Below are 23,222 nucleotides of genomic sequence, written 5' to 3'. Positions count from 1 at the left end.
GGCCAGGCCCGCCTCCAATTAGAGACGGCAACACATCGCCGTCACCTCCAGAGATACTGAAGGTTTGTGGCTTTTCAATTGCTGCTTTGTGGTTATGAGCCGGATTTTGCTGCAGCGCCCTTCATTTCCCGCCACCCGTTTGCTGTCTTAAGTTCCTGGAAGGCAACCCTTTTCCGCATCGAAAAAAAATTTACAGTCGGGTTGTTGTCCGTCTTGAAGTCGGTTTTGCCATCGCCATATCTCATCGCGTCAGGCTCACGAAGTCAAAGCCGGCAGTCAAAGGCCGGTTCGTCGGGCTGAGAAAGGTCACCAAGCCCACTACCATGAAACTACTGCGTCGCTCGCGTCAGCGGCATCTGCGCCATGCCCTGGCGCTCGGCCTGATCTGCCTCTTCGAGGGGCTGGTCCGGATCCTGTCTCTCGGCAGTCTCACCACCGACCTTCGGGACTGGTATCTGGAGACCGAGCTCAAGCTTCAGTCCGCCCCGCCCGATTCAGCATCGCCGCACCCTGTGCGCATCTAGGAGACGAGCGGCACGGTTGTGCATCACGCAAGCACCTGCGGCCGGACTTGCGAAGAATTTCCCTGCTCTTCCACCAGGTCTCTCAGCACCCCTGCGGCAAGCTCGAACGAGCGAACGCGGGCACTGTGATCGTGGATCATGCCCGTGATCATCAGCTCGTCCGGCTGGTAGCGGCCGACGATCCCTTTCAGTTGCTCACGGACTGTCGCAGGCGACCCGGTCGCCGAACAGGAGAGGGCAAGGTCCACCTGGGACAGCACCTGCGGCGGGATCTCGGCGCTCACATCCCTCACCGGATGGGGCAATTTGCCGGGATTGCCCAGGCGTAGCCGGGCAAAGGCCAGGATCTGCGAGGACCGCAGGAACCGCGCCTCTTCATCCGTATCGGCCACAAAGACCCCGGCGGCGATCATCGCATAGGGCTCCGGCAATGCTGCGGAGGGCCGGAAGGTGCTGCGGTAGATGTCGAGCGCTTCACCCAGCATCTGCGGCGCAAAGTGCGACGCGAAGGCGTATGGCAGGCCGAGGGCTGCAGCGAGCTGCGCCCCGTAGAGGCTGGAGCCGAGGATCCACACCGGAACATGAGTGCCTTCGCCCGGAAAGGCGCGAACGCGCGTATCCTCACGGCGATCGCCGAAATAGGCCATCAGTTCCTGAACGTCCTGCGGAAAGTTGTCCTCTCCGGCAAGGTGACGGCGCAGGGCCCTTGCCGTTGCCATGTCGGTGCCGGGCGCGCGTCCGAGCCCGAGATCGATCCGGCCCGGAAACAGCGTCGCCAGCGTGCCGAACTGTTCTGCAATCACCAGTGGCGCGTGGTTGGGCAGCATGATGCCGCCCGCACCGACGCGCATCCTTTGGGTCGCAGCGGCAACCTGGCCGATGACGACAGAGGTTGCCGCACTGGCAATGCCGGGCATGTTGTGATGCTCGGCAAGCCAGTAGCGGTGATAGCCGGCCTTTTCCGCGGCACGCGCCAGATCGGCCGCGTTGGCAAGGGCATCCGCGGCGGTTCCGCCCTCCGGCACCGGTGACAGATCGAGAAGGGAATAGCGTTGCATGGGGATCTCCGTTGCTCCCCATTTAGGAACTGCAGCCGCTGCAGCCAAGGCCTCCGCGCCGCAAGCTCCCTGCTATCGCTCCTGCGGCGGCAGAACGCGCAGGCGGTCCACAAAGGCCTTGATCTCTTCCAGGGTGAAGGGGGTGTGCACCCGATTTGTACCGGCCGGGTGATGCCCGAGACCCAGGCGCCGGTCCGGGCGCCATGCCGTTACAGGCCGGAGTGGCCGGGGCACGAAATTGCCGCCGCATTTCGGGCAGACATCGTGCAGCACGGTCTCCACACAGGTGGTGCAATAGGTGCATTCATAGGTACAGATCATGGCCTCCGGCGAACTGGGCGGCAGGTCACAGTCGCAGAGTTCGCAATTGGGGCGCAGCTCGAGCATGTCTCAACTCCCGGAAATGGTCCGCCGCTATTGATGCATGCGATCGCCTTTGGCATAAATGCCTTTATGCCCTCGTTTTATGCCAAGTCTTCCCAAACCCCGATCCGGATCGCATTTGTTCTCTTCAACCGGACAAAGCTGCTCGATGTCTGCGGCCCGCTTCAGGTTTTCAACGACGCCCGCACGACCGATGGTGCAAAGGCTTATGTCACGGACCTGGTCTCGGAGCTGGGCGGACCTGTCGTGACCGACACAGGCGTTTCCCTGGAAACAGTATCCTTTATCGACTACGCGAAAGGGCCTGCAGACACGCTGCTCGTCTCGGGCGGCGACAGCGCGCTGGAGGCTGCCCGCTCGCCGCAGATGCTGAACTTTCTCAAGGAGAATGCCGGCAAGAGCCGGCGCGTCGGCTCCATTTGCCTCGGTGCCTTCATCCTCGCCGCCGGCGGGTTTCTGGACGGACGGCGCGCGACGACCCATTGGGAGGGCTGCCGGCATCTCGCCAGAGCGCATCCGCAGGTCGATGTGCAGGAAAACGCGATCTATGCCGAAGACGGCGGCATCTGGACCTCGGCGGGTGTTACCGCCGGGATCGACATGGCACTGGCGATGGTGGAAGAAGACCTCGGCCGGACGGAAGCCCTGCGCATCGCCCGCTCGCTGGTGCTTCCGGTTCGCCGCACGGGCGGCCAGAGCCAGTTCAGCGCCGCGCTCAAGACCCAGATGAAGACCGGAGACGGCAGGTTTTCCGGTCTCGTCACGCGCATGCTGGAGGATCTCACCCAGGATCTGTCGGTGCCAAGGCTTGCGGCGATGGCCTGCATGAGTGAGCGCAATTTTTCGCGGGTCTTCACCGCCAGCTTTTCGATGAGCCCGGCAAGGTTCGTCGAGCGGCTGCGGGTCGACCATGCCTGCGAGATCCTGCAGCGCGGCGATGCGCCTCTGGCCGAACTGCCTTACCTTGCCGGCTTTTCCAATGCCGAACAGATGCGCCGGGCTTTCCAGCGCAACCGAGGCATCCCGCCCTCCGGCTATCAGACCCGCTTCGGCCCGGCAGCGGAAAGGCCTTAGCGGCTGCGGCCGGCCGTGCTAAGAGCGGCGCCTGACCGCGCTGCCGCCCTGATCAGGGGTGGCCAACCCAGCAGGTGAAAATCAAAAATGCTGTCCGGAGTTTGCATCGGCACCAACGACCTTGAAGCCGCCGCCGCGTTTTATGACGCAGTGCTAGCCACCATCGGCATGACCTGCGTCTTTGTCGAGCCGCGCGAACGCGGCTATGCGGGGCCTGACGGACGCATCACGCTGTTCGTGCTGATCCCCTATGACGACGGCAAGGCCACCTTCGGCAACGGCACCCAGGTGATGTTCCATGCGGCTGACGCCGAAGCGGTGAACGCTTTTCACGCCACCGCACTGCGCTGTGGCGGCACCGACGAAGGGGCGCCGGGACCGCGCGATTATCACCCGGACTATTACGGCGCCTATGTGCGCGATCCTGACGGAAACAAACTGAATGTCTCCGTGCCGATCAAGACGCGGACAGGCGGTTGATCTCAGCCAAATTCCCGACCGAAAACGCGCACGGCCTCCGGGATGAGCGGAGGCCGTGAAGCGTTTGGTCTGGATGTTGTCGTGCTGGCTTACGTGCGGGACCGTCCGATCAGCGCATCGAGGCTGTAGCGGCCGGCGCCGAAAGCCACGATCTGCAGCAGGCCGCCGGCGATCGAGATGTTCTTGAAGAAGTGGATGAACTGGTTCTGGTCGCCCAGCTGGTTATGAAATGCCAGCGCGGCGGCAATCGTAAAGAGCGCCATGACTGCTGCCACAAGACGGGTCTGGAAACCGGCGATCAGCGCCAGGCTGCCGAGAATTTCGACCGTCACTGCGCCCAGATAGGCGAGCGTTGCGAAGGGGAGGCCCGCCGCATCGATCCAGCCGATGGTGGCTTCCGCAGACCCCAGCTTGGAAATGCCGGACAGCAGGAACAGCGGCGCGATCAACAGACGGGCGGCCAGCGGCACAGCGCCGTCAAGGCTGCGGGTGAGTGAAGTGCCGACCGAATTCGCGGCATGAGTTACATCGAGATTTGCCATTTCAAAGTCTCCTTGAGTTCGGGCCGTTTCCTTTGTGGCCCGGTGATGAGTACAAGATAACGTTTATTCAGATAGTGATAAGTCAGAGATCTAAGACCATATTGTTCGATATTCATGAACAATATGGTCTTGCGTCTGCTTACAACCTGGCGATTCTGGAGAACTGCAGGATCGTTTCTTGGGGCGCGTGAAGGAATATCGCCTTCACGCGCCTTACCATGACGCTCAGCCGTTGCGGACGAAGCTGGCGATGATGTCGGCGGTCATCTCCGGGTGCTGATGCTGCGGTCCGTGACCGGCGCTGGGGTAGGTCACCAGGGTTACCGTCGGCAGGACTTCGTTCAGCGCGTACCAGTTCTCGACCGGGAAGATGATGTCGTGGTCGCCGCCGATATGCAGGATCGGCACACTCGTCGTCTTCAGCATGTCGAGCACTGGCGGGGCCGGAAACGCCGGATTGGCCGGGCCGCCTGCGATCCGCCTGCGGGCGAAGTCGACCGGAACGGACGCGCTGACATCGCCCTTGCGCGCTTCGATGCGGGTTTGAGACCGGCTGGCTGCCGCGCGGCTGGCCGCGGATTTCGGTTCGAAGAACAGGGCGACCACATCCTCGAAGTCATTCACCTCCTTGCCGGCAAGGTCATAGAAAAGCTGCTCGGCCGGCTTGACGAGATCGCCGGGAGGCGTTGAGCCGACCAGCACGAGACTGGTGATCTCCTGCGGATAGAGCGTCAACGCCACCTGGGCCGCCATGCCGCCGATGGACCAGCCAAGCAACGTCACATCCTTAAGGCCAAGCGCCTGGATGAGGTCGCGGGGATCGGCCGCCATCTCCAGCGGATTATAGCTGGGGGTGCCGGTCGACTGACCAAGGCCGGAATAATCGAAGGTGATGACCCGAAAACCGTTGCTTGCGAGCGCGTTCAGGAAGGCCGGATCCCAGAGGTCCAGTGTGCCTCGGAAGCGCGTCGCCAGAAGGATCGGTTTGCCTTCGCCGATGGAGCGATAAGCGAGTGTTCTGCCACCGGTCTCGATGAATTGGGTCGGGGCCGTCAGGGCGTCGTAGTCTGCTGTCTTCTCGAGCATGTCCGTCTCCTTAGCTCTTTCCGTCTGAGCCAGGGGAATTGCCCTCCCGGCCGATGACCGAAAGATGAGGTGAAACGAAGCGCAGAACCATTATCCGCCGGTGTGCGGCGCTCATACTGGCGTATGATTGTAGGGGAAGCGCCAGCGTGCGAGGACAGGATCATGACCGAAGACCCGATCGTTCACATCATCGACGACGACGCTTCCCTTCGCGAGGCCCTGGTCCGGCTGTTCCGGTCCGTCGGCCTTGAGGCAAGACCCTATGCGTCCGTTGCAGCTTTCCTGGAGGCCGGCATTGCCGACGCGCCGGGATGTCTGCTGCTCGATGTGCGTCTGCCCGGCATGAGCGGCCTCGACTTCCAGCGCCAGCTGGAAGACCTCGGCATCAGGATGCCGGCGGTGATGATGACCGGCCACGGGGACATTCCGATGTCCGTCAGTGCAATGAAGGCGGGAGCGGTCGACTTTCTGCCCAAGCCTTTCCGGGACCAGGACCTTCTGGACGCGGTGGCGCTTGCCATCGAACGCGACGGGCGCAACCGGACCGACAATCGGGAGAAAGACCATTTGCAGGTTCTGTTCGAGAGCCTGACCCGGCGCGAACGTCAGGTGATGACGCGCGTGTGCGCCGGACGCCTCAACAAACAGGTCGCAGCGGATCTCGACCTCAGCGAAATCACCGTGAAGATCCATCGTGGTACCATGATGAAAAAAATGAGAGCCAGAACCCTGGCCGACCTTGTGCGCATGGCCCAGATCCTCGGTCTGAAGGACCCATTCGTGGATGCCTCCGGATTGGCGAGGCTCGACCATCATGACCTGTGAGACGGCATGCGTGGCGGTCATCGACGACGATGAATCCCTGCGCAACGCCATATCCTCCCTGCTGCGTTCAGCCGGGATACGTGTTTCGACCTTCGCCACCGCCGACCTGTTTCTCAGCGGTGCGGTGCTTGGCGAAACCGATCTGATCATCACCGACATCCAAATGCCCGGCATGTCCGGCATCGAGCTGAAGGACCGGCTCGACAGTCTGGATTGCCGGGTGCCCGTCATCATGATCACCGCCAAAACGGAGAAGAATCTGCTTGACCGGGCCGAGGCCTCGGGAGCTTACTCCGTCTACCGGAAACCTTTTGATACCGAGGACTTACTCAACACGATCGAGCAGGCGCTGGCCGGCTGAGGAGGGATGCCGCATGCTGGAAGGAACGGTTCCCCTGTCAGATGTGCCGCGCCCTGACTTGGCGGCAACGGCCCTTCTGGACCATGCGCCGCAAAGTGTCGTGCTCTGTGATGGATCCTGGCGCATCGTTTATTGGAACCGGGCCAGCGAAGCGCTTTACGGCTGGACCGCCGCCCAGGCGCTTGGGCAGGATCTGAACGCGCTGCTTCAAAGCCGGCATGCCCAGCCGGTTCCGGCCCTGCAGAAGACATTCGCCGAGCATCGTACCTGGGATGGCGATCTGGAACGCACCACGGCTTCCGGCTGCACCCTGACCGTCGAAACCAGCTGGGCGCGGGCGCCTGCCGGCGGCGGCCTGCCGGAATGGATTGTCGAATATGGCCGCGACATCACGGCCCTCAGCGACGCCGAAATCTCCGTCCGGGCACTCACCCATCAATACACCAACGTCTTCCAGGCCATGGCTGCCTCGTTCTGGGAGCTGGATTTTACGATTGTGCGCCAGATGATCGGCGGACTGCTGCAATCCGGCGTCACGGATTTTGCCACCTACTTCCGGGATCATCCGGAGTTCATCGACGAGGCGATCTCCCGCACCACCATCCTCGACGTCAACGACGCGACCGTACGGCTATTCGGTGGAACGGACCGGGCTGCGATGATCGGCCGGAATGTTTCCCCTTTCTGGCCGCCCGAAAGCCGTCACATCTATGCCCGTTCCCTGCTGGCCGCCCTGCGGCGCGAACCGAACCTTCAGACAGAAACCCGCCTGTCGACACTTGACGGACAGCTGATCGACGCGCTGTTCACCGTCTGCTGGCCCGAAGGACACCATGGAAGAGGATCGGTCCTGGTCGGCGTCATCGACCTTACCGACCGGGTGAGGGCGGAGGAAGAACTGCGCCAGTCGGAGCTGCGGTTCCGCGACCTGTTCCAGGCCATGTCGACGGCCCTCTTCCAGCTCGACACAACCGGTTTGCTCGCCTTCTACGATTGCCTGCACGCCGACGGCGTCACCGACATGGGCGATTATCTCGACGGCCATCCGCAAGACCTGAGGCGGGCGATGGAAGGCTGCGTCATCGTCGAGGTCAATGCCGCTGCCTTGAAGGTTTTCGGGGCGGAAACGCCGGAGGATCTGATCGGCCAGACGGTCTCCCGCTTCTGGCCGCCCGCCGGAGAAGAGGCCTTCCGCGCCGTGTTGCAGCACAGCTACCTGTCGGCCAGCGCCTATGAGACCCGCGCCCGCAACTGCCGCCTCGACGGATCGGAATTCGACAGTCTTTTCATGGTCAACGCATCGCCGGTCCTGCGGGAAAAGAAAATGACACTTGTCGGCCTGGTCGATATCTCCGACGAAGTCGAGGCCAGGACCGCCCTGCAGAAGCTGCAGGCGGACTACGCCCATGCATCGCGTCTTTCCGTCCTTGGGGAACTGGCCGCCTCCATTGCCCATGAAGTCAACCAGCCGCTGGCCGCCATCGGTGCAAACGGATCTGCTGCCGGCCGCTGGCTCAAGCGGCCCGAGCCGGATCTTGGCGAACTCATGGCCATTAATGAGGCGATCGTTGCCGATGCCCGGCGCGCAGCAGATATTGTCGCCCGGATCCGGTCCATGGCCGCCAAGCGCGACAGCCGTCAGGCAAGCGCATCCGTCAACCGGATCATCAAGGAGGCGCTGAGCTTCCTGTCCCACGAGCTGCAGGCACATGGCACGAACACCCGGACCGCGCTCAAGGAGCGCCTGCCGGATGTCGTCGTCGACCGGGTGCAAATCCAGCAGGTGCTGGTCAATCTCATACTCAATGCCGCCCAGGAACTCGCCCGCAAGAACATCTCTTTCCCGCTGGTCGAAGTCACGACTTCCCATGTGGGCGACAGCGTCGTCATAAGGGTGGAAGATACCGGCCCGGGCATTCCTGCCGATATGCGGGAGCAGGTTTTCGAAAGCTTCTACACCACCAAGCAGACCGGTCTCGGCATCGGCCTCGCGATCTGCCGCAACATTGTCGAAGGCCACGGGGGCAGGATCTTCGCCGATGGCTCCCCGCTCGGCGGGGCGCGGTTCCAGGTGGAGCTGCCGGCAGGCGTCGGAGAAGCACAGGCCTGACCGGGAGGACGCTTCCGCCCTCCCCGTCATTGGCAGAAACCTGATACTCAGGCCGGCTTGGTGAAGAAGGCCAGGAGATCCGGATTGACGATCTCCGGATGGGTCGTTGCAAGTCCGTGCGGCAGGCCCTCATAAACCTTCAGGGTGCCGTTCGGCAGCAATTTGATGCTTTCCAGCGCGGACGCTCCGATCGGCACGATCTGGTCGTCGTCGCCATGCATCACCAGAACCGGGATATCGATTGCCTTCAGATCCTGGGTAAAGTCCGTCTCCGAGAAGGCCTTGATGCAGTCGTAGTGGGCTTTTGCACCGCCCATCATGCCCTGGCGCCACCAATTATCGACGATACCCTGACTGACGGACGCGCCCGGCCGGTTGAAGCCGTAGAAGGGGCCTGCCGGAATGTCGTGGAAGAACTGCGAGCGGTTGGCGAGAAAAATCTCCCGGAAGCCGTCGAAGACCTCGATCGGCAGCCCACCCGGATTGGCGCCGGTCTTCACCATCAGCGGCGGCACGGCGCCGAGCAGCACGGCCTTGAACGCGCGGGCCGTGCCGTGACGGCCAAGATAGCGGGCAACCTCGCCGCCACCGGTGCTGTGGCCGACATGGATGACGTTCTGCAGGTCCAGTGCCTCGACGAGAGCCTTCACGTCGTCGGCATAGGTGTCCATCTCGTTGCCGTGCCAGGTCTGGGTGGAGCGGCCATGGCCACGCCGGTCATGAGCCAGCACCCGGTAGCCCTTCGCCAGGAAGTACATCATCTGGGCGTCCCAGTCGTCGGCGGAAAGGGGCCAGCCGTGGTGGAACAGGATCGGCTGCGCGGTTTTCGGGCCCCAGTCCTTGTAGAAGATCTCGGTGCCGTCTGCAGTGGTAACGAATTGCTCGGTCATCTGGATGGTTTCCCTGGTGTCTTCCGCCACGGCGGGTGTCGGTTGCATTGCGATGGATACGGCCCCGCCGATCGCGGGGGCCGATGCCAGCCCTTCAAGGACAAAGCGTCGCGTGACTGATTTCATGGACATGATGTTCCCCGTTGCTGATGCAGGCGGTGCCTGCGGTGACGGTTTCAGCCTGCGGGAAAGGGGAACGGGGAACCATTGTACGTCCGGTCCGGCAGTTCATACCTCGGTATGGGCCGTTTCAGACTTGCGTGTGGGAGCGGACGGATTTGACCCTTTTTGGGCTCGAACCGGTGCATCCCTCCGGAATCCGGCTTAAGCTGAAGCCTGTAAAAGCCAAGGGAGGTAACCATGGATCACGTTTATCCCGTCACCGAAGTCTACGGCTCCTCGCCGGACTCCATCGACCAGGCCGTCCGCAACGCCATCAGCGCCGCTGGCAAGAGTATCCGCAATCTGGAATGGTTCGAGGTGACCGAAATCCGCGGCCATGTGAACTCCGACGGCGAAGTCGGGCATTTCCAGGTCGGGGTGAAGCTTGGGTTCCGGCTGGAGCGGGGTGGATCGGAGTGACACTGGCAAGAAGCGGGAAACTCTGATTGACACATGCAGGAATGCAGCTCTTGCCGGCCACCAGACAGGTTGTGCCGACGTGACAGCTTTGCGGTTCCCCATTTCGGATGTTGAGCGATTGCAGGCTCATCCGGAAGACTCGCGGTTTGGCGTTGCAGGTCAGGTCTCGGGCAGACCGGCATCGGCCATGAGTTGCATGATGCGCATGGTGGCCTCCAGCATAAGGGGGCTGGAATTCTTCATTGGCGGCGGCACGTTCTGAACTGTCGATCCCGGCCGGAGCTCAAGGCCTTTTGCCATGGCGGTGCGTGCATCGTCCGTATGGCCTAGCTGTTGAAGGGCAGCGGCAAGCAGCATGTGCGTGCGCCCGCTGCCTGGAGTGATTGCGATCGAGGATTCCAGCCAGGGTATTGCCTCTTGCGGCCGGTCCAGCAGCAGAAGAGCCCATCCGGCACCGATGCGCCAGGTCCACCGCGAGACTTGCGGCGTGTCAAAGAGTTCTGCCTTTTCGAAAGAGCCGAGCGCGTCCTCAAAACGTCCGAGCTGGAGCTGGGCAAGGCCGATGTGATAGCGGGCGATACCGTTCCAGGGGTCGAAGGTCAGCGTTCTGGCGCAGGTGACCAGGCTTTCATTGAACTCGTTCATGGCGTTCAACAGCCGGCAATAGGCCTCGTGCGTCGGAATATAGTCCGGCCGGGACTTGAGGGCGCTGTCCAGCACTGCCCGGGCGCTCGCCTGCGCGGCAGCCAGTTCACCGGGGTCGTACCAGACCATCTGAACGCCCCGGAGTTTCAGCGCGGCGAGGGCAACTTGAATTTCGACACTGTCGCTATCCTCGGCGAGCGCGCGTTCGAGCATGCGTTGCGCATCTCGAAAACGTTCCTTGGAGGTCTGGTTGATGGCGGCGGTCGCTTGTTCGATCGCGACACGTGCGCTTCCAGTCGGCAGGTCGTCAGGGCTGCGGGATGGCCCGTTCAGAAGGGCGTTGAGCGTCAGCGCCAGATCATGTCCCAACCCGGCGGCGAGGCGAAAAGGTTGCCGTTCAGCGTCGCTGCCGCCGCGGTCGATCGTCAGCGATGTCGTCCATTTGATTTCTCCGGCAATTGTATCGGTCAGGCGCGCTCTCAGCGTCCAGGCCCGGTCGTCTCCGGCAAGATCGGCTTTGACGACATAGTCGGCCGGCCGATTGGAGACAGACGGCGCGACCACCCGGATCGTGCCGATCGACGCCAGCCCATCGGTCAAGACTTCTGCGACGCGTTCGGCCATCCGTTTGGCTTGCGGATCGTCGCTGTCATTGGCGGCGACTTGGAGGGTTACCGACGGTAGGGGCCGTTCGAACAGGCGCCTTGGCAAAAGATCGAAAACGCCGGCTGCGACGACAATTGCAATCAGAAACAATGCGATCGTAGCGACAGGCCAGCCCGCGGACCACGACCGATTTCTATCTATCGCGGACTGTACCTGCGCGGACTGTACCTGCGCGGACTGGGCCGATGCGGTGTCTGAGGGGGCCGCCGGCGAAACGGATGAAGTCGATTGAGGAGACGCCGTCTCGTCCTTTACCGGTTCCGCCTCCGAAACGTCCGCGTCGAACATGTAGCCCCGGCCGGAGACGACCTTGATCAGCTGGCGGGTCTCGTCGCCGAGCGCGGACCGCAGTTCCTTCACGCATTGAAACAGACTGTCATCGCCGACATGAACGTTGGGCCAGACCGCCGTCATCAACTCGTGTTTTGAGAGAACTTTCCCGGGCGTTGCCGCAAACACGCGGAGAAGTTCGAAGGTTTTCGGCCGTAAGCGCAGCGAATGCCCCTCCGGGCTGCGCAACTCGGCACGATCCTCGTCGAGCTCGAAACCCGCGAACCGCAGCATCACACCACCATCCCCGGCCCGGTCCGCCGCCTTCCCGCATTGGCGTCGAAAATCCCCGTAGCCCCTTCAAACCACGCGGATATCAGAAAACTTTCAGAAAGTCATCATCCCCCCGTCAGGACTTCGACTGCAGGAACTGACAAGGATTAGTGCAGTTGAGGGGATTCAGGACCGCACGGGAAAGCTGAGCGGGCCTGCAGATTCGTGGCGGGGTGTTGGGTGCTTTTTTGCGGCAACGGCCAATTGGCAGTAACGGGTGCCGGAGTGGGTTCGGTTTTAGACCGTTCGCGGAAGACGTCGATCTCGCATCGGCGGCTGCGGATCGCCTTGCTGGCCTGTACGGCGTTGGTGGCACCGGTCGCGCTGCCGCTCGCCCCTGTCCCGGCACTCGCCCAGACCGTCGGCGGCGCAGGCGGCAATGGCGGCGATGCCTACGTCTTTTCAGGTGCTGTGCTTGCACCCGGCCTGGGCGGAGCACCAGGTCTTGCGGGCGATGGGTCGACGACCGGCACATATGGCCAGGACGGGGGAGACCGTTTTGGCAGCATCGGCGGCGTGGGTGGCGAGGCCGATTCCGGCGGACAGGGGGGCTCCTCCACCTTTTACCTTAACCTCGAGCCCTTTTCGGGAGAGGGCGGCGGCGGCGGCGGTGCGGGTGGTGCGGGCACGGTGATCAATGCCACCCAATCGGTCACGTCCGATATCACCGGCGGTGCTGGCGGCTACGGTGGAGACGGGCTGGCGAAAAAAGACACCTTCGGCCCCTTCATTGGAGGCGGCGGCGGCGGCGGCGGCGGGGGCAGCGGTATCGTGCTCGGATCTCAGCCGGATCAGGTGGTCACCATAGAGGCGGGCGTTACTGTCACCGGCGGACAGGGCGGGCAAGGCGGCGCGGCGGATACACAATTATTCTTTGAATCCAGCTTGTCGAACACAGCCAACGGTTATGGTGGCCAGGGCGGTTCTGGCATTTCCGCTTTCAGCTCCACGGGCACGACAATCCTGAACCAGGGCACGATCCGCGGCGGAGATGGTGGCCTTGGTGGGGTGATGAATGGCGCCATCTACACGATAGTGGGCACTGAAGGCAGCGGCGGTTACGGCGTGGCCGGGGGGAACCTCACCATTGTCAACAGCGGCATCATCGCCGGAGGCTTGACGCCCTCGGGCGGGACGAACGCCGCGATCCTGATCGACGGTGGCACCAACAGCATCACCACGCTTGCCGGCGGCACGACCGGCTCGATCGTGCTCGGCGGCGGCGTCACAGCGCTCGCGGGGGCAATTACCGGCGCGCTGACTGTCTATGCCGGCGCCACTGCTACCATTAGCGGCGCCACTTCCGACGAGGATGTCACAGGTATCACCGCGTTGACGAACAGCGGCACGGTTTCGATCGGTACGGACCGGATCCTTTCCGTGGACTCTGTCTACAATGCCGGAACGATCGACTTTGGTGGCGGCGCGACGCTGCAGAGCGCTGGCGACATCGAAAACATTATCGGCGCCACCTTCAATTTCATCGGTCCGGACGGTACCGCGACGCTCAGTTCGGGAAGCGGAAATATCTACAATGACGGCCAAATGAACGTCCTGGCCGGCGACGTCGCCGTCTCCGGAAACGTGACCAACCGCTACGACAGTACGCTGTTGCTGTCTGGCGGCAACATGTCCGGAATCGGCACGCTGCTCAACCAGAACAACGCATCGATCAGTATTTCTTCAGGCTATACGCTCGGTGTCGACACGTTGACCGTGACCGGAGGTACCTTGACCGGCGAGGGCGCGATCGACGCCTCGGCGGCGTTCAACCTGTCGTCCGGCACGATCGGTCTGACGCTGGTCGGAACGGGCGCGCTGACCAAGACCGGTAGCGATGCATTGGTGCTGACCGGCGAAAACACTTTTTCTGGCGGCACGACCATCTCGGCCGGTACGTTGCAGATCGGCGACGGCGGAACCCGCGGCGTCATGCTCGGCGTTGTGACGAACGACGGCATCCTCGCCTTCAACCGTTCGGACGACAGCACCTTCAGTGGAAGTACTTCCGGATCAGGATCGCTCAGGCAGCTCGGTTCCGGCACGCTGACGCTCAGCGGCGAGAATACCTATTCCGGCGGCACCGTGATCTCCGCCGGAACTCTTGAGATCGGCGCGGGCGGAACAAGTGGTTCCATCGCCGGTGACGTCGACAACAGCGGCACGCTCGCTTTCAACCGGTCCGACGATGTGACGTTCGGCGGGATCATCTCGGGGAGCGGTGCCGTGAGCCATCTCGGCGCCGGCACGACAACGCTCACCGGCGCGAATACCTATAGCGGCGGCACGACAATCAGCGCCGGCACGTTGCGGCTCGGCGGTGGAGGAAGTCTCGACGCCAGCGGCGACGTGACGATTGGTTCAAGCGGGACCTTCGACCTCAACGGCAACGACCAAACCGTCGGCGCGCTTTCGGGAGCGGGTATCGTGACGCTCGGCAGCGGCACGCTGACCGCCGGTAACGGCGATGCCACCTCGACCTTCTCCGGCGCCATTGGCGGTACGGGTGGACTGGTCAAGACGGGCCTCGGCACGCTGACCCTCTCTGGAAGCAACACCTTTACCGGTGGCACGTCTATTTCGGCCGGAACGCTCGCCTTCGGCAGTTCGGACGACGTCACCTTCGGCAGCGTGATCTCCGGCAGCGGCGCAGTCTCACAGGTCGGCGCCGGCACGCTGACGCTGTCCGGGACGAATACCTACAGCGGCGGGACGAGGGTCTCCAGCGGCGTGCTGGCCGCCTCGAGCGACGCCAATCTCGGCGATGCCTCTGGCGGCCTCACCCTCGATGGCGGCACGCTCCGGTTCGGCGCCGCATTCGATCTCGCCGCGACGCGCGTGGTGACGCTGGCGTCCGGTGGCATCATCGACACCAACGGCTTCGATACGACACTTGCTTCGGCGATTGTGGGCAGTGGCGGTCTATCCAAGATCGGCGAGGGCGTGTTGACGCTGACCGGAAGCAACACCTATTCCGGGGGCACGACGATTTCCGGCGGCGTGCTGGCCGCCTCGAGCGATGCCAGTCTTGGTGACGCCTCTGGTGGCCTGACCCTCGATGGCGGCACGCTCCAGTTCGGCGCCGCGTTCGACCTCGCAGAGACGCGCGCGTTCACCCTGGCATCCGATGGCAGCATCGACACCAACGGTTTCGATACGACACTGGCGCAGGTCGTTTCGGGCAGCGGCGGGCTGACCAAGACCGGCGGCGGCACGCTGACGCTCACAGGAAGCAACACCTATTCCGGCGGCACAACGATTTCCGGCGGCGTGCTGGCCACTTCGAGCGACGCCAACCTGGGCGATACCTCAGGCAGCCTCACCCTCGATGACGGCACGCTCCGCTTCGGCGCGTCGTTCGATCTCTCGGCAACACGTGCGGTCACGCTGGCCTCCGGCGGCACCATTGACATCAACGGCTTCGATACGACACTGGCGCAGGTCGTTTCGGGCAGCGGCGGTCTGACCAAATCCGGCGGCGGCACGCTGACGCTCGCAGGAAGCAACATCTATTCCGGCGGCACGACGATTTCCGGCGGTGCGCTGGCCGTAGCGAGCGATGCCAACCTGGGCGATACCTCAGGCAGCCTCACCCTCGATGACGGCACGCTCCGCTTCGGCGCGTCGTTCGATCTCTCGGCAACACGTGCGGTCACGCTGGCGTCCGCCGGCACCATCGACACCAATGGCTTCGATACCACTCTGGCGCAGGCCGTTTCGGGCAGCGGCGGTCTGACCAAGACCGGCGACGGCACGCTGACGCTCACCGGCACCAACATCTATTCCGGCGGTACGACGGTTTCTGGCGGCACGCTGGAGGTGTCGAGCGACGCCAGTCTCGGCGCCGCTTCCGGCGGACTGGCGTTCAATGGCGGCACGCTGCGCCTCGGTGCGTCGTTCGACATGGCGGAGCGGGCAGTCAGGATCGAACAGAATAGCACACTCGACACGAACGGATTTTCAACCACTCTTTCGCAGGGCATTTCCGGTTCGAGTCTCTTGACAAAAACGGGTGCTGGCACTCTGACGATCGACGGCGACAGCAGCTCCTTCGATGGCTATTTCTTCGCGCGGGGCGGAAGCATTGCCCTCACCGGTGTCATCGGTGGCGGTGCGGAGGTGGACAACGGCGCCGAGGTGACCGTCAGCGGCCCGGATGCGGCCTGGACGGCACGGAACGGACTCTATGTCGGATATATCGGAGCCGGTCGTCTGACGGTCGAGAACGGCGCCGCTGTCCACACCGATTCTTTTAATGCCGGAGGGAATTCCGGAAGCTCGGGCGAAATGCTTCTGACCGGCGAAGGGTCGCGCTGGGTCAATACAACGTATTTTCACGTCGGCAATTACTCTGGCGGCACGGGCACGCTCACCATCGCCGATCACGGTGAGCTCGTCAGCGGCGGCGGCGCCATCAACAGTGGCGTCATGATCGTCAAGGAAGGGGCACGCTTCAGTACCAGCCAGGATTTCTATATCGGCTTGTTCGGTGATGGTGCGTTAACGGTCGAGAGCGGAGGAACCGCCGACAATTCCGGACAGGATGCTCAATTGGGCAGTATCGGAACGTCCTGGAATGGGACTGCGACCGTTTCGGGAGCGGGGTCGGCCTGGACAGGCATCGGCGAACTCACGATCGGCACCGATGGCGCAGGCAGCCTGCGCGTCGAAGACGGCGGGACTGTCAACAGCACCATTGCTTTCCTGAGCACCAATACCGGATCAGGGACGGCGGTCGTCACCGGCACAGGGTCAGAGTGGCAGAACACCGGCGCCCTGTACATCGGATACAATGCCGGAGGAGGGACACTCACTATCGCCGATGGCGGGACCGTCGCCGCCGGCTCCGTGAATGTGGGTTTCTATGGCATTGGCACCCTCAACATCGGTGCGGCTGCGGGAGAAACCGCGACGGGCGCCGGCACGCTCGATGTGTCTTCAGTAAATGTCGCCGGCGGAAGCAAGATCGTCTTCAATCACACCGAAACAGACTATGAGTTCGCCTCGAACATCACCGGCGCCGGCTCGCTCGAGTTCCAGTCCGGTACCACCACTCTGTCGGGAACCAACACCTATACCGGCGCGACGACGGTCAGCGGCGGTATGCTGGTGGTCAACGGCTCGATTGCCTCCCCGTCGCTCCTGACGGTGGAGGCGGGCGCGACGATCAGCGGGACCGGAACGCTGCCCGGCATGATCATCAACGGCACCCTTTCGGCCGGCAACAGCCCGGGCACGCTGACGATCAACGGAGACCTGACCCTCGGAGCGAGTTCAATCAGCCTCTTCGAACTGACAAGCGCCGGGGTGGCTGGCGGATCGGGGAACGATCTTGTCAACGTCACCGGCAATCTGACGCTCGGCGGAGAGCTGCAGGTCACGGATGCGGTGTCCGGCTACTACCGGCTCTTCAATGTGGGCGGCACGACCTCGGGCAGTTTCGCGATCATTCCCACCGATACGGCCGTGCTGACCAACGTGGCTAACCAGGTCAATCTGCTGGTTTCAACTGGTGGTCAGGCCATTCAGTTCTGGGATGGTGCAGACACTTCGGGCAATGGTTCCGTGGACGGCGGCTCGGCCGTTTGGGATGCGTCCGCCACGAACTGGACCGGAGCACCCGGCGCTGCCGGTATCAACGACCAATGGCTCGGTGAAGTCGGCGTTTTCGCAGGGACAGCCGGAACGGTGACAGTCAGCGGACCGGTGGCTTTCGAGGGCCTGCAATTCTCCAGCGACGGTTATGTTATCTCCGGCGGCGGCCTGAACTTGAGCGGCGACAGCGCCGGGAATACGTCCGCGAGTTTCGTCAACGTCAATAACGGCGTGAGTGTTGAAATTTCCTCCGTGCTTACGGGCGCTTCGGGCATCGGCCTCGACAAGATCGGCGCCGGCACGCTGGTGCTGACGGGCAACAACACCTACGACGGCGTGACGACGATCGGCGGCGGGACGCTGCAACTCGGCAATGGTGGAAATTCCGGTTCGATCGCCGGCGATGTCGTCAACACCGGCACGCTCACCTTCAACCGCTCCAATAACAATACCCTCTCCGGCGATATCTCCGGAACCGGCAACCTCCAGGTGGTTGGTTCGGGGACAACGACGCTGACCGGGAACAACAGTTACACCGGCGGCACCACCATCACCTGGGGCACCTTGCAGGCGGGAAGCGCCGGAGCGCTGGTCGACGATACCGCTTACTCGGTCAACGGGGGTGGCAGGCTCGATCTCAACGGTTTCGACCTGACGGTGTCCGAACTGTCCGGAACGAGCGGATACGTCAGTCTCGGGACCGGGACCCTCACCATCAACCAGGCGACAGACACGACGCTCTCGGGCGGGATGTGGGGCGATGGCGCCCTGGTCAAGTCCGGCAGCGGCACGTTCACCCTGGATGGCTACGCCAGCCACTCCGGCGGAACGACGATCACCGGCGGGACACTGGCGCTCGGGTCTTCATTGTCCTTGTCCGGCGCTGTGACCGTAAACGACGCTACGCTGGATCTGTCACCGACGAGTTACCAGCAATTTGCGACCCTGGCCGGGAATTCTTCCGGGACGGTCCGATTGGGCTCCTACCTCCTGCAGATCGACTCCGGATCCACAGACTTCGCCGGGTCGATCGTCGATGGCGGCGGATCGGGCGGCCTCACAATCTCAGGCGGCACGCAGACCTTGTCGGGCGTCAACACCTATACCGGTGGCACGCAGATCAACAGCGGGGCGACGCTCGCGCTGAAGGACGGCGGCTCGATCGCGAACTCGGGCTATGTCGGCTTCTATTTGGACGGCACCCTGGACATTTCCCAGACAACCGATGGCGCGAGCGTCGGCGGCCTGTACGAGCCGTTCGGCTCAGCTGTCGTCGCGCTCGGCAGCAAGACGCTGACGATCACCAGCGGATCGTATTTTGCCGGGTCTATCCAGGATGGCGGCATCGGCGGGGGTACCGGGGGCAGTCTGGTGATCGCCAACGGCGCGTCGCAGCAGCTTCACGGTTACAACAGTTTTACGGGATCGACGACGATCAACGCGGGGGGCGAACTGATCCTGGCAGACGCCGGCAGTCTGGCGGCTTCAAGCGGCATCTCGACCAATGGTATCTTCGATATATCGGGGCTGACCAGCGGGGTCAGCGCATCGATCAAGACGCTGACCGGCAGCGGCGAGGTCTGGCTGGGCGGCCGGGAGATGCGCCTTTCCGGCGGCGGTTCCTTTTCGGGCACGGTCAGCGACTGCGGCAGCGGCGGATATTCCTGTTATGGGGGCGGAACCGGTGGCCGCCTGACCCTTGACAGCGGTACGCTGACGCTGAGCGGCGCTAACACCTATACCGGCGGCACGACCATCGGCAACTTCTCGATGCCTGGCGCTGCGACCTTGGTCGTGGGAAACAGCAGCGCACTGGGCACGGGAACGGTTTCGTTCAATGGAAGTGGTGTCCTGCAGGCCGGTACCGACGGACTCATTTTCAGCAACAACTTCAGCGTGGGCCCGACTGTCGGAACGTTCGACAGCAACGGCCATACCATGTCGATCAGCGGTGATATCGCCGACGGCGGCGATGCCGGTGACTTGCGCAAGACCGGGACCGGCACTCTGACCCTGTCTGGCACAAACACCTATACGGGCGAGACCCTCGTTGAAGCAGGCACACTGCTGGTCAACGGTTCGATCGCTTCGTCTTCAGGCGTCACGGTGGACACAGGAGCAACGATCGGCGGTACAGGAACGATCTCCAGAACCATCGTCAACGGCACCCTGTCGGCGGGCAACAGCCCCGGCACACTGACGGTCGACGGCAACCTGACGCTCGGTTCCACGTCCGTCAGCCTTTTCGAGCTTGGCCGGCCGGGTGTGGTTGGCGGTGCCTCAAACGACCTGGTCAACGTCACCGGCGATCTCACCCTGGGTGGGACATTGCAGACGCCCGGCGCCACGTCCGGATACTACCGCCTGTTCACGGTGGGCGGCTCGGTAAGCGGCGCATTCGACACCATGCCGACGGATGCGACCTTGCTGACAGGCGTCGCCAGCCAGGTCGATCTACTCGTCCGCAACAACGGCCAACTGCTGCAATTCTGGGACGGCACCGATACGGCCGGAAACGGTACTGTCGACGGCGGTACCGCTACTTGGACCGCAGGAGCAACCAACTGGACCGATGCCCCCGGTCAGGCGGAGATCAATGGCGATTGGCAGGGCGAGGTCGGCGTTTTCGCCGGGACCGCCGGGACCGTGACGGTCAGCGGCCCGATCGCATTTCAGGGGCTGCAATTTTCAACGGACGGGTATGTCGTAACCGGCGATGCGCTGACGCTCACCGGCGACGCCTATGGCAACACCGCAGCAAGCTTTGTCACTGCGGATGCTGGAGTGACGATCGAAGCCGTGCTTACAGGATCAGGGATCGGTCTCGACAAACTGGGCGCGGGGACACTGGTGCTGACCGGCAACAACATTTACGACGGCACCACGACGATTTCCGGTGGCACGCTTCAACTTGGTGACGGCGGTTCCTCCGGCTCTATCCAGGGCGATGTGGTCAACGACGGCATCCTGGCGTTCAACCGGGCCAACAATTTCCAGCTGAAGGCTAACATTTCGGGAACCGGTTCTGTGCAGCAGATTGGTTCCGGGGCCACGATCCTCTCGGGAAACAACAGCTATACCGGCGGTACAACAGTCTCTGCCGGTACCCTGCAAGCCGGTGCCTCAGGAGGCTTCGCTGCCAACACGACCTATGCGGTGGCGGGCGGTATCCTCGACCTCAACAGCTTCGACCTGACAATCTCCTCGCTTTCAGGAAACGGCGGAGAGATAAGGCTCGGATCTGCCGCCCTCACGGTCAGCCAGAGCGACGTAACGAGCTTCGCCGGTGCAATCACCGGCGCCGGATCGCTCAACGTTACAGGAACAGGCGTCCTTACGCTCTCCGGTTCCAACAGCTATACCGGCGGCACCACGGTCACGGCCGGTGCGCTCCGGGCAGGGGGGAACGGTGCCTTGGTCGCCGACACCGCCTATTCGGTAAACGGCGGCGCGCTCGATCTCAATGGTTTCGACCTGACCATGTCAAGCCTATCCGGAAGTGGCGGCGTTGTGTCGCTCGGCACCGCGACCCTCACCGTGGATCAGGACACGCACACAAGTTTCGCGGGCGATGTCGGCGGGTTTGGCGGTCTCGTCAAAACAGGTAGCGGCCAGCTTACGATTACCGGTTTGCTCAACATGTCTGGTGGTACGACGGTCGCAGCCGGTGTGTTGAAGGCCGGGGCGGAGGGCGCGTTCTCCTCGAACAGTGCCTTCACGGTGAACGGCGGCACGCTGGATCTTGGCGGTTTCGATGTGGCGATGGCTTCGCTGTCAGGCGCGGGAGGCGAAGTTGTTCTCGGTGACGCGCTACTGACGCTCATACAGAAAGTCGACACCACCTATGCCGGGGGCATCTCCGGAACAGGCGGACTGGCGAAATTCCGGGACGGAACACTCGTTCTCTCCGGGAACAACTCCTACTCCGGTGGTACAACGGTCTCCGCCGGTACGCTACGGGCAGGAGCAGATGGTGCCTTCGTCGACAACACCGGTTATGTGGTGAACGGCGGCACGCTCGATCTCAATGGTTTCGACCTGACGATGTCTTCGCTCTCGGGAAATGGGGGGGAGGTCGCCTTGGGCTCGGCGGGGCTGACGGTGGATCAAACCGTTACAACGGCGTTTCAGGGAGTGATATCCGGTGGCGGATCGCTGGCCAAGACCGGATCCGGCCAGCTCATTCTCTCCGGAACCAGCACTTATACTGGTCAAACCTTCGTGGATGGCGGGCTGCTGTCGGTGAATGGAGATCTATCGTCATCGTCGCTGTTGACGGTAAGGACGGGCGGAACTCTGGGCGGTTCGGGGGTTTTGCCATCAATCGTTGTCAATGGCGGAACGCTTGCTCCGGGCAATTCCATCGGTACGGTCACCGTCTCGGGCAATCTCACCTTTGGAGCAGGCTCGACCTATTTGGTGGAAGTTTCTTCCAGCGGAGCCGATCGCACCAATGTTACCGGTGTTGCGGATCTGACAGGTGCCACTGTGGCCTTGAGCTATGAAGCCGGCAGCTATATCGAGCGCAGCTACACGATCGTCAGCGCGGACGGCGGACTTGGCGGCACGACGTTTGCCGGCCTGACCGGTACGGTTCCAACGGGCTTCACCCAAAGCCTCGACTATAATTCCGGAGAGGTTTCCCTCGTACTGGATCTTGAGCTGCGCGGACCTTCCTTCAGCAATCTCAATCGTAATCAGCAAAGCGTCGCTGATGCCATCGTTACTTATTTCGACACCAATGGCGGACTTCCGGCGGAGTTTGCCGCTCTTGATGCAAATGGGTTGACTGCAGTTTCCGGTGAAATCGCGGCCGGCGCCATCAGGGCGGGGATCGAAAGCACGGATCAGTTCCTGGAAGTGGTTTCAGATCAGGCGCTTTCCGGATCCAGCAATGGGGAAACAGCGTTTGGGCAGGGCGATGTCGACCGCGTGATAGAGGCTCGCTGGCAGCTCTGGGGTTCCGCCTATGGGCGTCTGGCCGACATCGAAGGCGACGCGGATACCGGATCGCATGACGTCAGCGCCGACATATTCGGCACCGTTGGCGGCATCGGCCGGCGGTGGGACGGAACCGCCCTCGGCATGGCCCTCGGGATAGGCTCATCCAATTTCTCGCTCTCAAATGGCCTTGGCAGCGGCAGCGCCGATACGCTCAACGCCGGTGCGTTCGCGCACCAGGACATTGGCGATGCCTATCTGCTGGGGGCCGCCGCCTACGGCTACCATGCCGTGAAAACCGGCCGTGACGTTTTCGGGAACTCCCTGTCGGCCGACTTCGACGGACACTCGATCGCCGGCCGTATCGAGGCGGGATATCGCATTGCCACGTCCCTCGCCACGGTCACGCCCTTCGCGTCCTTCCAGGCGACCGGCTATCGTCTGCCGTCTTACGACGAAACCGGTAGCGGCTCCTTCGCGCTCAGTTATGAGGACGGCACCACGACCGCCCTGCAGACCTCTCTGGGGGCCAGGCTGGAACGCATCGCTCACCTTGCCGACGGTTCTGTCTTGGCCGTGCGGGGCGGTGCGGAGCTGGCGATCAATGGCGGCGGCGCGCCACGATTCAACGCCGCGTTTCAGACCCTGCCGGGAAGCAGTTTCACGATCTTGGGGGCCGAACCGGACCGTTTCTCCGCACTGCTCAACGCAGGTCTCGAATACCGGGCGCCTACGGGTTTCTTTGCCACGGCCGTCATTCACAGCGAACTATCCGGAAATCTGCAGAGCCTGTCGGGAAATGCAAGGGTCGGTTTCAACTGGTGACCCGGCGTGGCGGCAGTCTGCGCAGCAACGC

At 62.9% G+C, this 23,222-nt stretch carries 14 protein-coding genes; 8 read left to right on the top strand and 6 right to left on the bottom strand.

Translation table 11 applies throughout. The features are described from left to right. Nucleotides 1-323 precede the first annotated feature (323 nt). Nucleotides 324-524: a hypothetical protein gene (locus tag ACX3M4_RS19345; RefSeq protein WP_459354619.1), complete on the top strand. Its 201-nt coding sequence runs from the start codon at nucleotides 324-326 to the stop codon at nucleotides 522-524. A gap of 23 nt (nucleotides 525-547) precedes the next feature. Here the strand turns inward: ACX3M4_RS19345 and ACX3M4_RS19340 are convergent, their stop codons facing one another. Both ACX3M4_RS19340 and ACX3M4_RS19335 read right to left on the bottom strand, forming a co-directional pair. After that, complete coding sequence (locus tag ACX3M4_RS19340; RefSeq protein WP_459354618.1) at nucleotides 548-1,582, bottom strand: LLM class flavin-dependent oxidoreductase; 1,035 nt, start codon at nucleotides 1,580-1,582, stop codon at nucleotides 548-550. A gap of 72 nt (nucleotides 1,583-1,654) precedes the next feature. Beyond that, nucleotides 1,655-1,969 (bottom strand): DUF1272 domain-containing protein, encoded by a 315-nt coding sequence (locus ACX3M4_RS19335; protein ID WP_459354617.1) that lies wholly within the window; start codon nucleotides 1,967-1,969, stop codon nucleotides 1,655-1,657. 66 nt (nucleotides 1,970-2,035) lie between these two features. Here ACX3M4_RS19335 and ACX3M4_RS19330 point away from each other — a divergent pair, with 66 nt between their 5' ends. Next, entirely contained in the window at nucleotides 2,036-3,040 is a 1,005-nt protein-coding gene (locus tag ACX3M4_RS19330) for a GlxA family transcriptional regulator (protein WP_459354616.1), read from the top strand. An 87-nt stretch (nucleotides 3,041-3,127) separates the two neighbouring features. Beyond that, the gene (locus tag ACX3M4_RS19325; RefSeq protein WP_459354615.1) at nucleotides 3,128-3,520 is read left to right on the top strand and encodes a VOC family protein; all 393 of its coding nucleotides are present in this window, start codon (nucleotides 3,128-3,130) and stop codon (nucleotides 3,518-3,520) included. 89 nt (nucleotides 3,521-3,609) lie between these two features. Here ACX3M4_RS19325 and ACX3M4_RS19320 read toward each other — a convergent pair whose 3' ends face one another. Together ACX3M4_RS19320 and ACX3M4_RS19315 are read right to left on the bottom strand one after the other, a co-directional pair. After that, complete coding sequence (locus tag ACX3M4_RS19320) at nucleotides 3,610-4,062, bottom strand: DoxX family protein (RefSeq protein WP_459354614.1); 453 nt, start codon at nucleotides 4,060-4,062, stop codon at nucleotides 3,610-3,612. 225 nt (nucleotides 4,063-4,287) lie between these two features. After that, complete coding sequence (locus ACX3M4_RS19315; protein WP_459354613.1) at nucleotides 4,288-5,148, bottom strand: alpha/beta fold hydrolase; 861 nt, start codon at nucleotides 5,146-5,148, stop codon at nucleotides 4,288-4,290. Between the two features lie 162 nt (nucleotides 5,149-5,310). On the opposite strand from ACX3M4_RS19315, the gene ACX3M4_RS19310 reads away from it, so the two are divergent. Genes ACX3M4_RS19310 through ACX3M4_RS19300 form a run of 3 tightly spaced genes read left to right on the top strand, consistent with a single transcriptional unit; the run spans nucleotide 5,311 to nucleotide 8,444 of the window. Further along, a complete protein-coding gene (locus ACX3M4_RS19310) occupies nucleotides 5,311-5,973 on the top strand; it encodes a response regulator transcription factor (protein WP_459354612.1) in 663 nt (220 codons plus the stop codon). 10 nt (nucleotides 5,974-5,983) lie between these two features. After that, a complete protein-coding gene (locus ACX3M4_RS19305) occupies nucleotides 5,984-6,334 on the top strand; it encodes a response regulator transcription factor (protein WP_459354611.1) in 351 nt (116 codons plus the stop codon). 13 nt (nucleotides 6,335-6,347) lie between these two features. After that, nucleotides 6,348-8,444, top strand: coding sequence for a PAS domain S-box protein (locus tag ACX3M4_RS19300; protein WP_459354610.1), 2,097 nt, complete (start codon nucleotides 6,348-6,350; stop codon nucleotides 8,442-8,444). A 47-nt stretch (nucleotides 8,445-8,491) separates the two neighbouring features. Here the strand turns inward: ACX3M4_RS19300 and ACX3M4_RS19295 are convergent, their stop codons facing one another. Then, nucleotides 8,492-9,334 carry an alpha/beta fold hydrolase gene (locus ACX3M4_RS19295; RefSeq protein WP_459359465.1) on the bottom strand — a complete coding sequence of 281 codons (843 nt, stop codon included), beginning with the start codon at nucleotides 9,332-9,334 and terminating at the stop codon, nucleotides 8,492-8,494. Between the two features lie 360 nt (nucleotides 9,335-9,694). Between ACX3M4_RS19295 and ACX3M4_RS19290 the strand changes: the two genes are divergently transcribed. After that, a complete protein-coding gene (locus tag ACX3M4_RS19290) occupies nucleotides 9,695-9,916 on the top strand; it encodes a dodecin (protein ID WP_459354609.1) in 222 nt (73 codons plus the stop codon). A gap of 159 nt (nucleotides 9,917-10,075) precedes the next feature. Here ACX3M4_RS19290 and ACX3M4_RS19285 read toward each other — a convergent pair whose 3' ends face one another. Beyond that, on the bottom strand, nucleotides 10,076-11,791 hold the full coding sequence (locus ACX3M4_RS19285; protein ID WP_459354608.1) for a tetratricopeptide repeat protein: 1,716 nt from the start codon (nucleotides 11,789-11,791) through the stop codon (nucleotides 10,076-10,078). Between the two features lie 264 nt (nucleotides 11,792-12,055). Between ACX3M4_RS19285 and ACX3M4_RS19280 the strand changes: the two genes are divergently transcribed. Further along, complete coding sequence (locus ACX3M4_RS19280; RefSeq protein WP_459354607.1) at nucleotides 12,056-23,191, top strand: autotransporter-associated beta strand repeat-containing protein; 11,136 nt, start codon at nucleotides 12,056-12,058, stop codon at nucleotides 23,189-23,191. The last annotated feature ends 31 nt before the right edge of the window (nucleotides 23,192-23,222 follow it).

It is taken from the genome of Roseibium sp. M-1 (assembly GCF_054515675.1).
Note: the sequence above shows the minus strand (reverse complement) of the source record. Positions and strands in the feature narration are given on the sequence as shown.

What these genes read in the sequence shown, in the direction of transcription:
- ACX3M4_RS19320 (WP_459354614.1), bottom strand. Translation starts at nt 4,062, where the DNA reads ATGGCAAATCTCGATGTAACTCATGCCGCGAATTCGGTCGGCACTTCA.
- ACX3M4_RS19315 (WP_459354613.1), bottom strand. Translation starts at nt 5,148, where the DNA reads ATGCTCGAGAAGACAGCAGACTACGACGCCCTGACGGCCCCGACCCAA.
- ACX3M4_RS19335 (WP_459354617.1), bottom strand. Translation starts at nt 1,969, where the DNA reads ATGCTCGAGCTGCGCCCCAATTGCGAACTCTGCGACTGTGACCTGCCG.
- ACX3M4_RS19290 (WP_459354609.1), top strand. Translation starts at nt 9,695, where the DNA reads ATGGATCACGTTTATCCCGTCACCGAAGTCTACGGCTCCTCGCCGGAC.
- ACX3M4_RS19325 (WP_459354615.1), top strand. Translation starts at nt 3,128, where the DNA reads ATGCTGTCCGGAGTTTGCATCGGCACCAACGACCTTGAAGCCGCCGCC.
- ACX3M4_RS19285 (WP_459354608.1), bottom strand. Translation starts at nt 11,791, where the DNA reads ATGCTGCGGTTCGCGGGTTTCGAGCTCGACGAGGATCGTGCCGAGTTG.
- ACX3M4_RS19345 (WP_459354619.1), top strand. Translation starts at nt 324, where the DNA reads ATGAAACTACTGCGTCGCTCGCGTCAGCGGCATCTGCGCCATGCCCTG.
- ACX3M4_RS19295 (WP_459359465.1), bottom strand. Translation starts at nt 9,334, where the DNA reads ATGACCGAGCAATTCGTTACCACTGCAGACGGCACCGAGATCTTCTAC.
- ACX3M4_RS19310 (WP_459354612.1), top strand. Translation starts at nt 5,311, where the DNA reads ATGACCGAAGACCCGATCGTTCACATCATCGACGACGACGCTTCCCTT.
- ACX3M4_RS19300 (WP_459354610.1), top strand. Translation starts at nt 6,348, where the DNA reads ATGCTGGAAGGAACGGTTCCCCTGTCAGATGTGCCGCGCCCTGACTTG.
- ACX3M4_RS19340 (WP_459354618.1), bottom strand. Translation starts at nt 1,582, where the DNA reads ATGCAACGCTATTCCCTTCTCGATCTGTCACCGGTGCCGGAGGGCGGA.
- ACX3M4_RS19330 (WP_459354616.1), top strand. Translation starts at nt 2,036, where the DNA reads ATGCCCTCGTTTTATGCCAAGTCTTCCCAAACCCCGATCCGGATCGCA.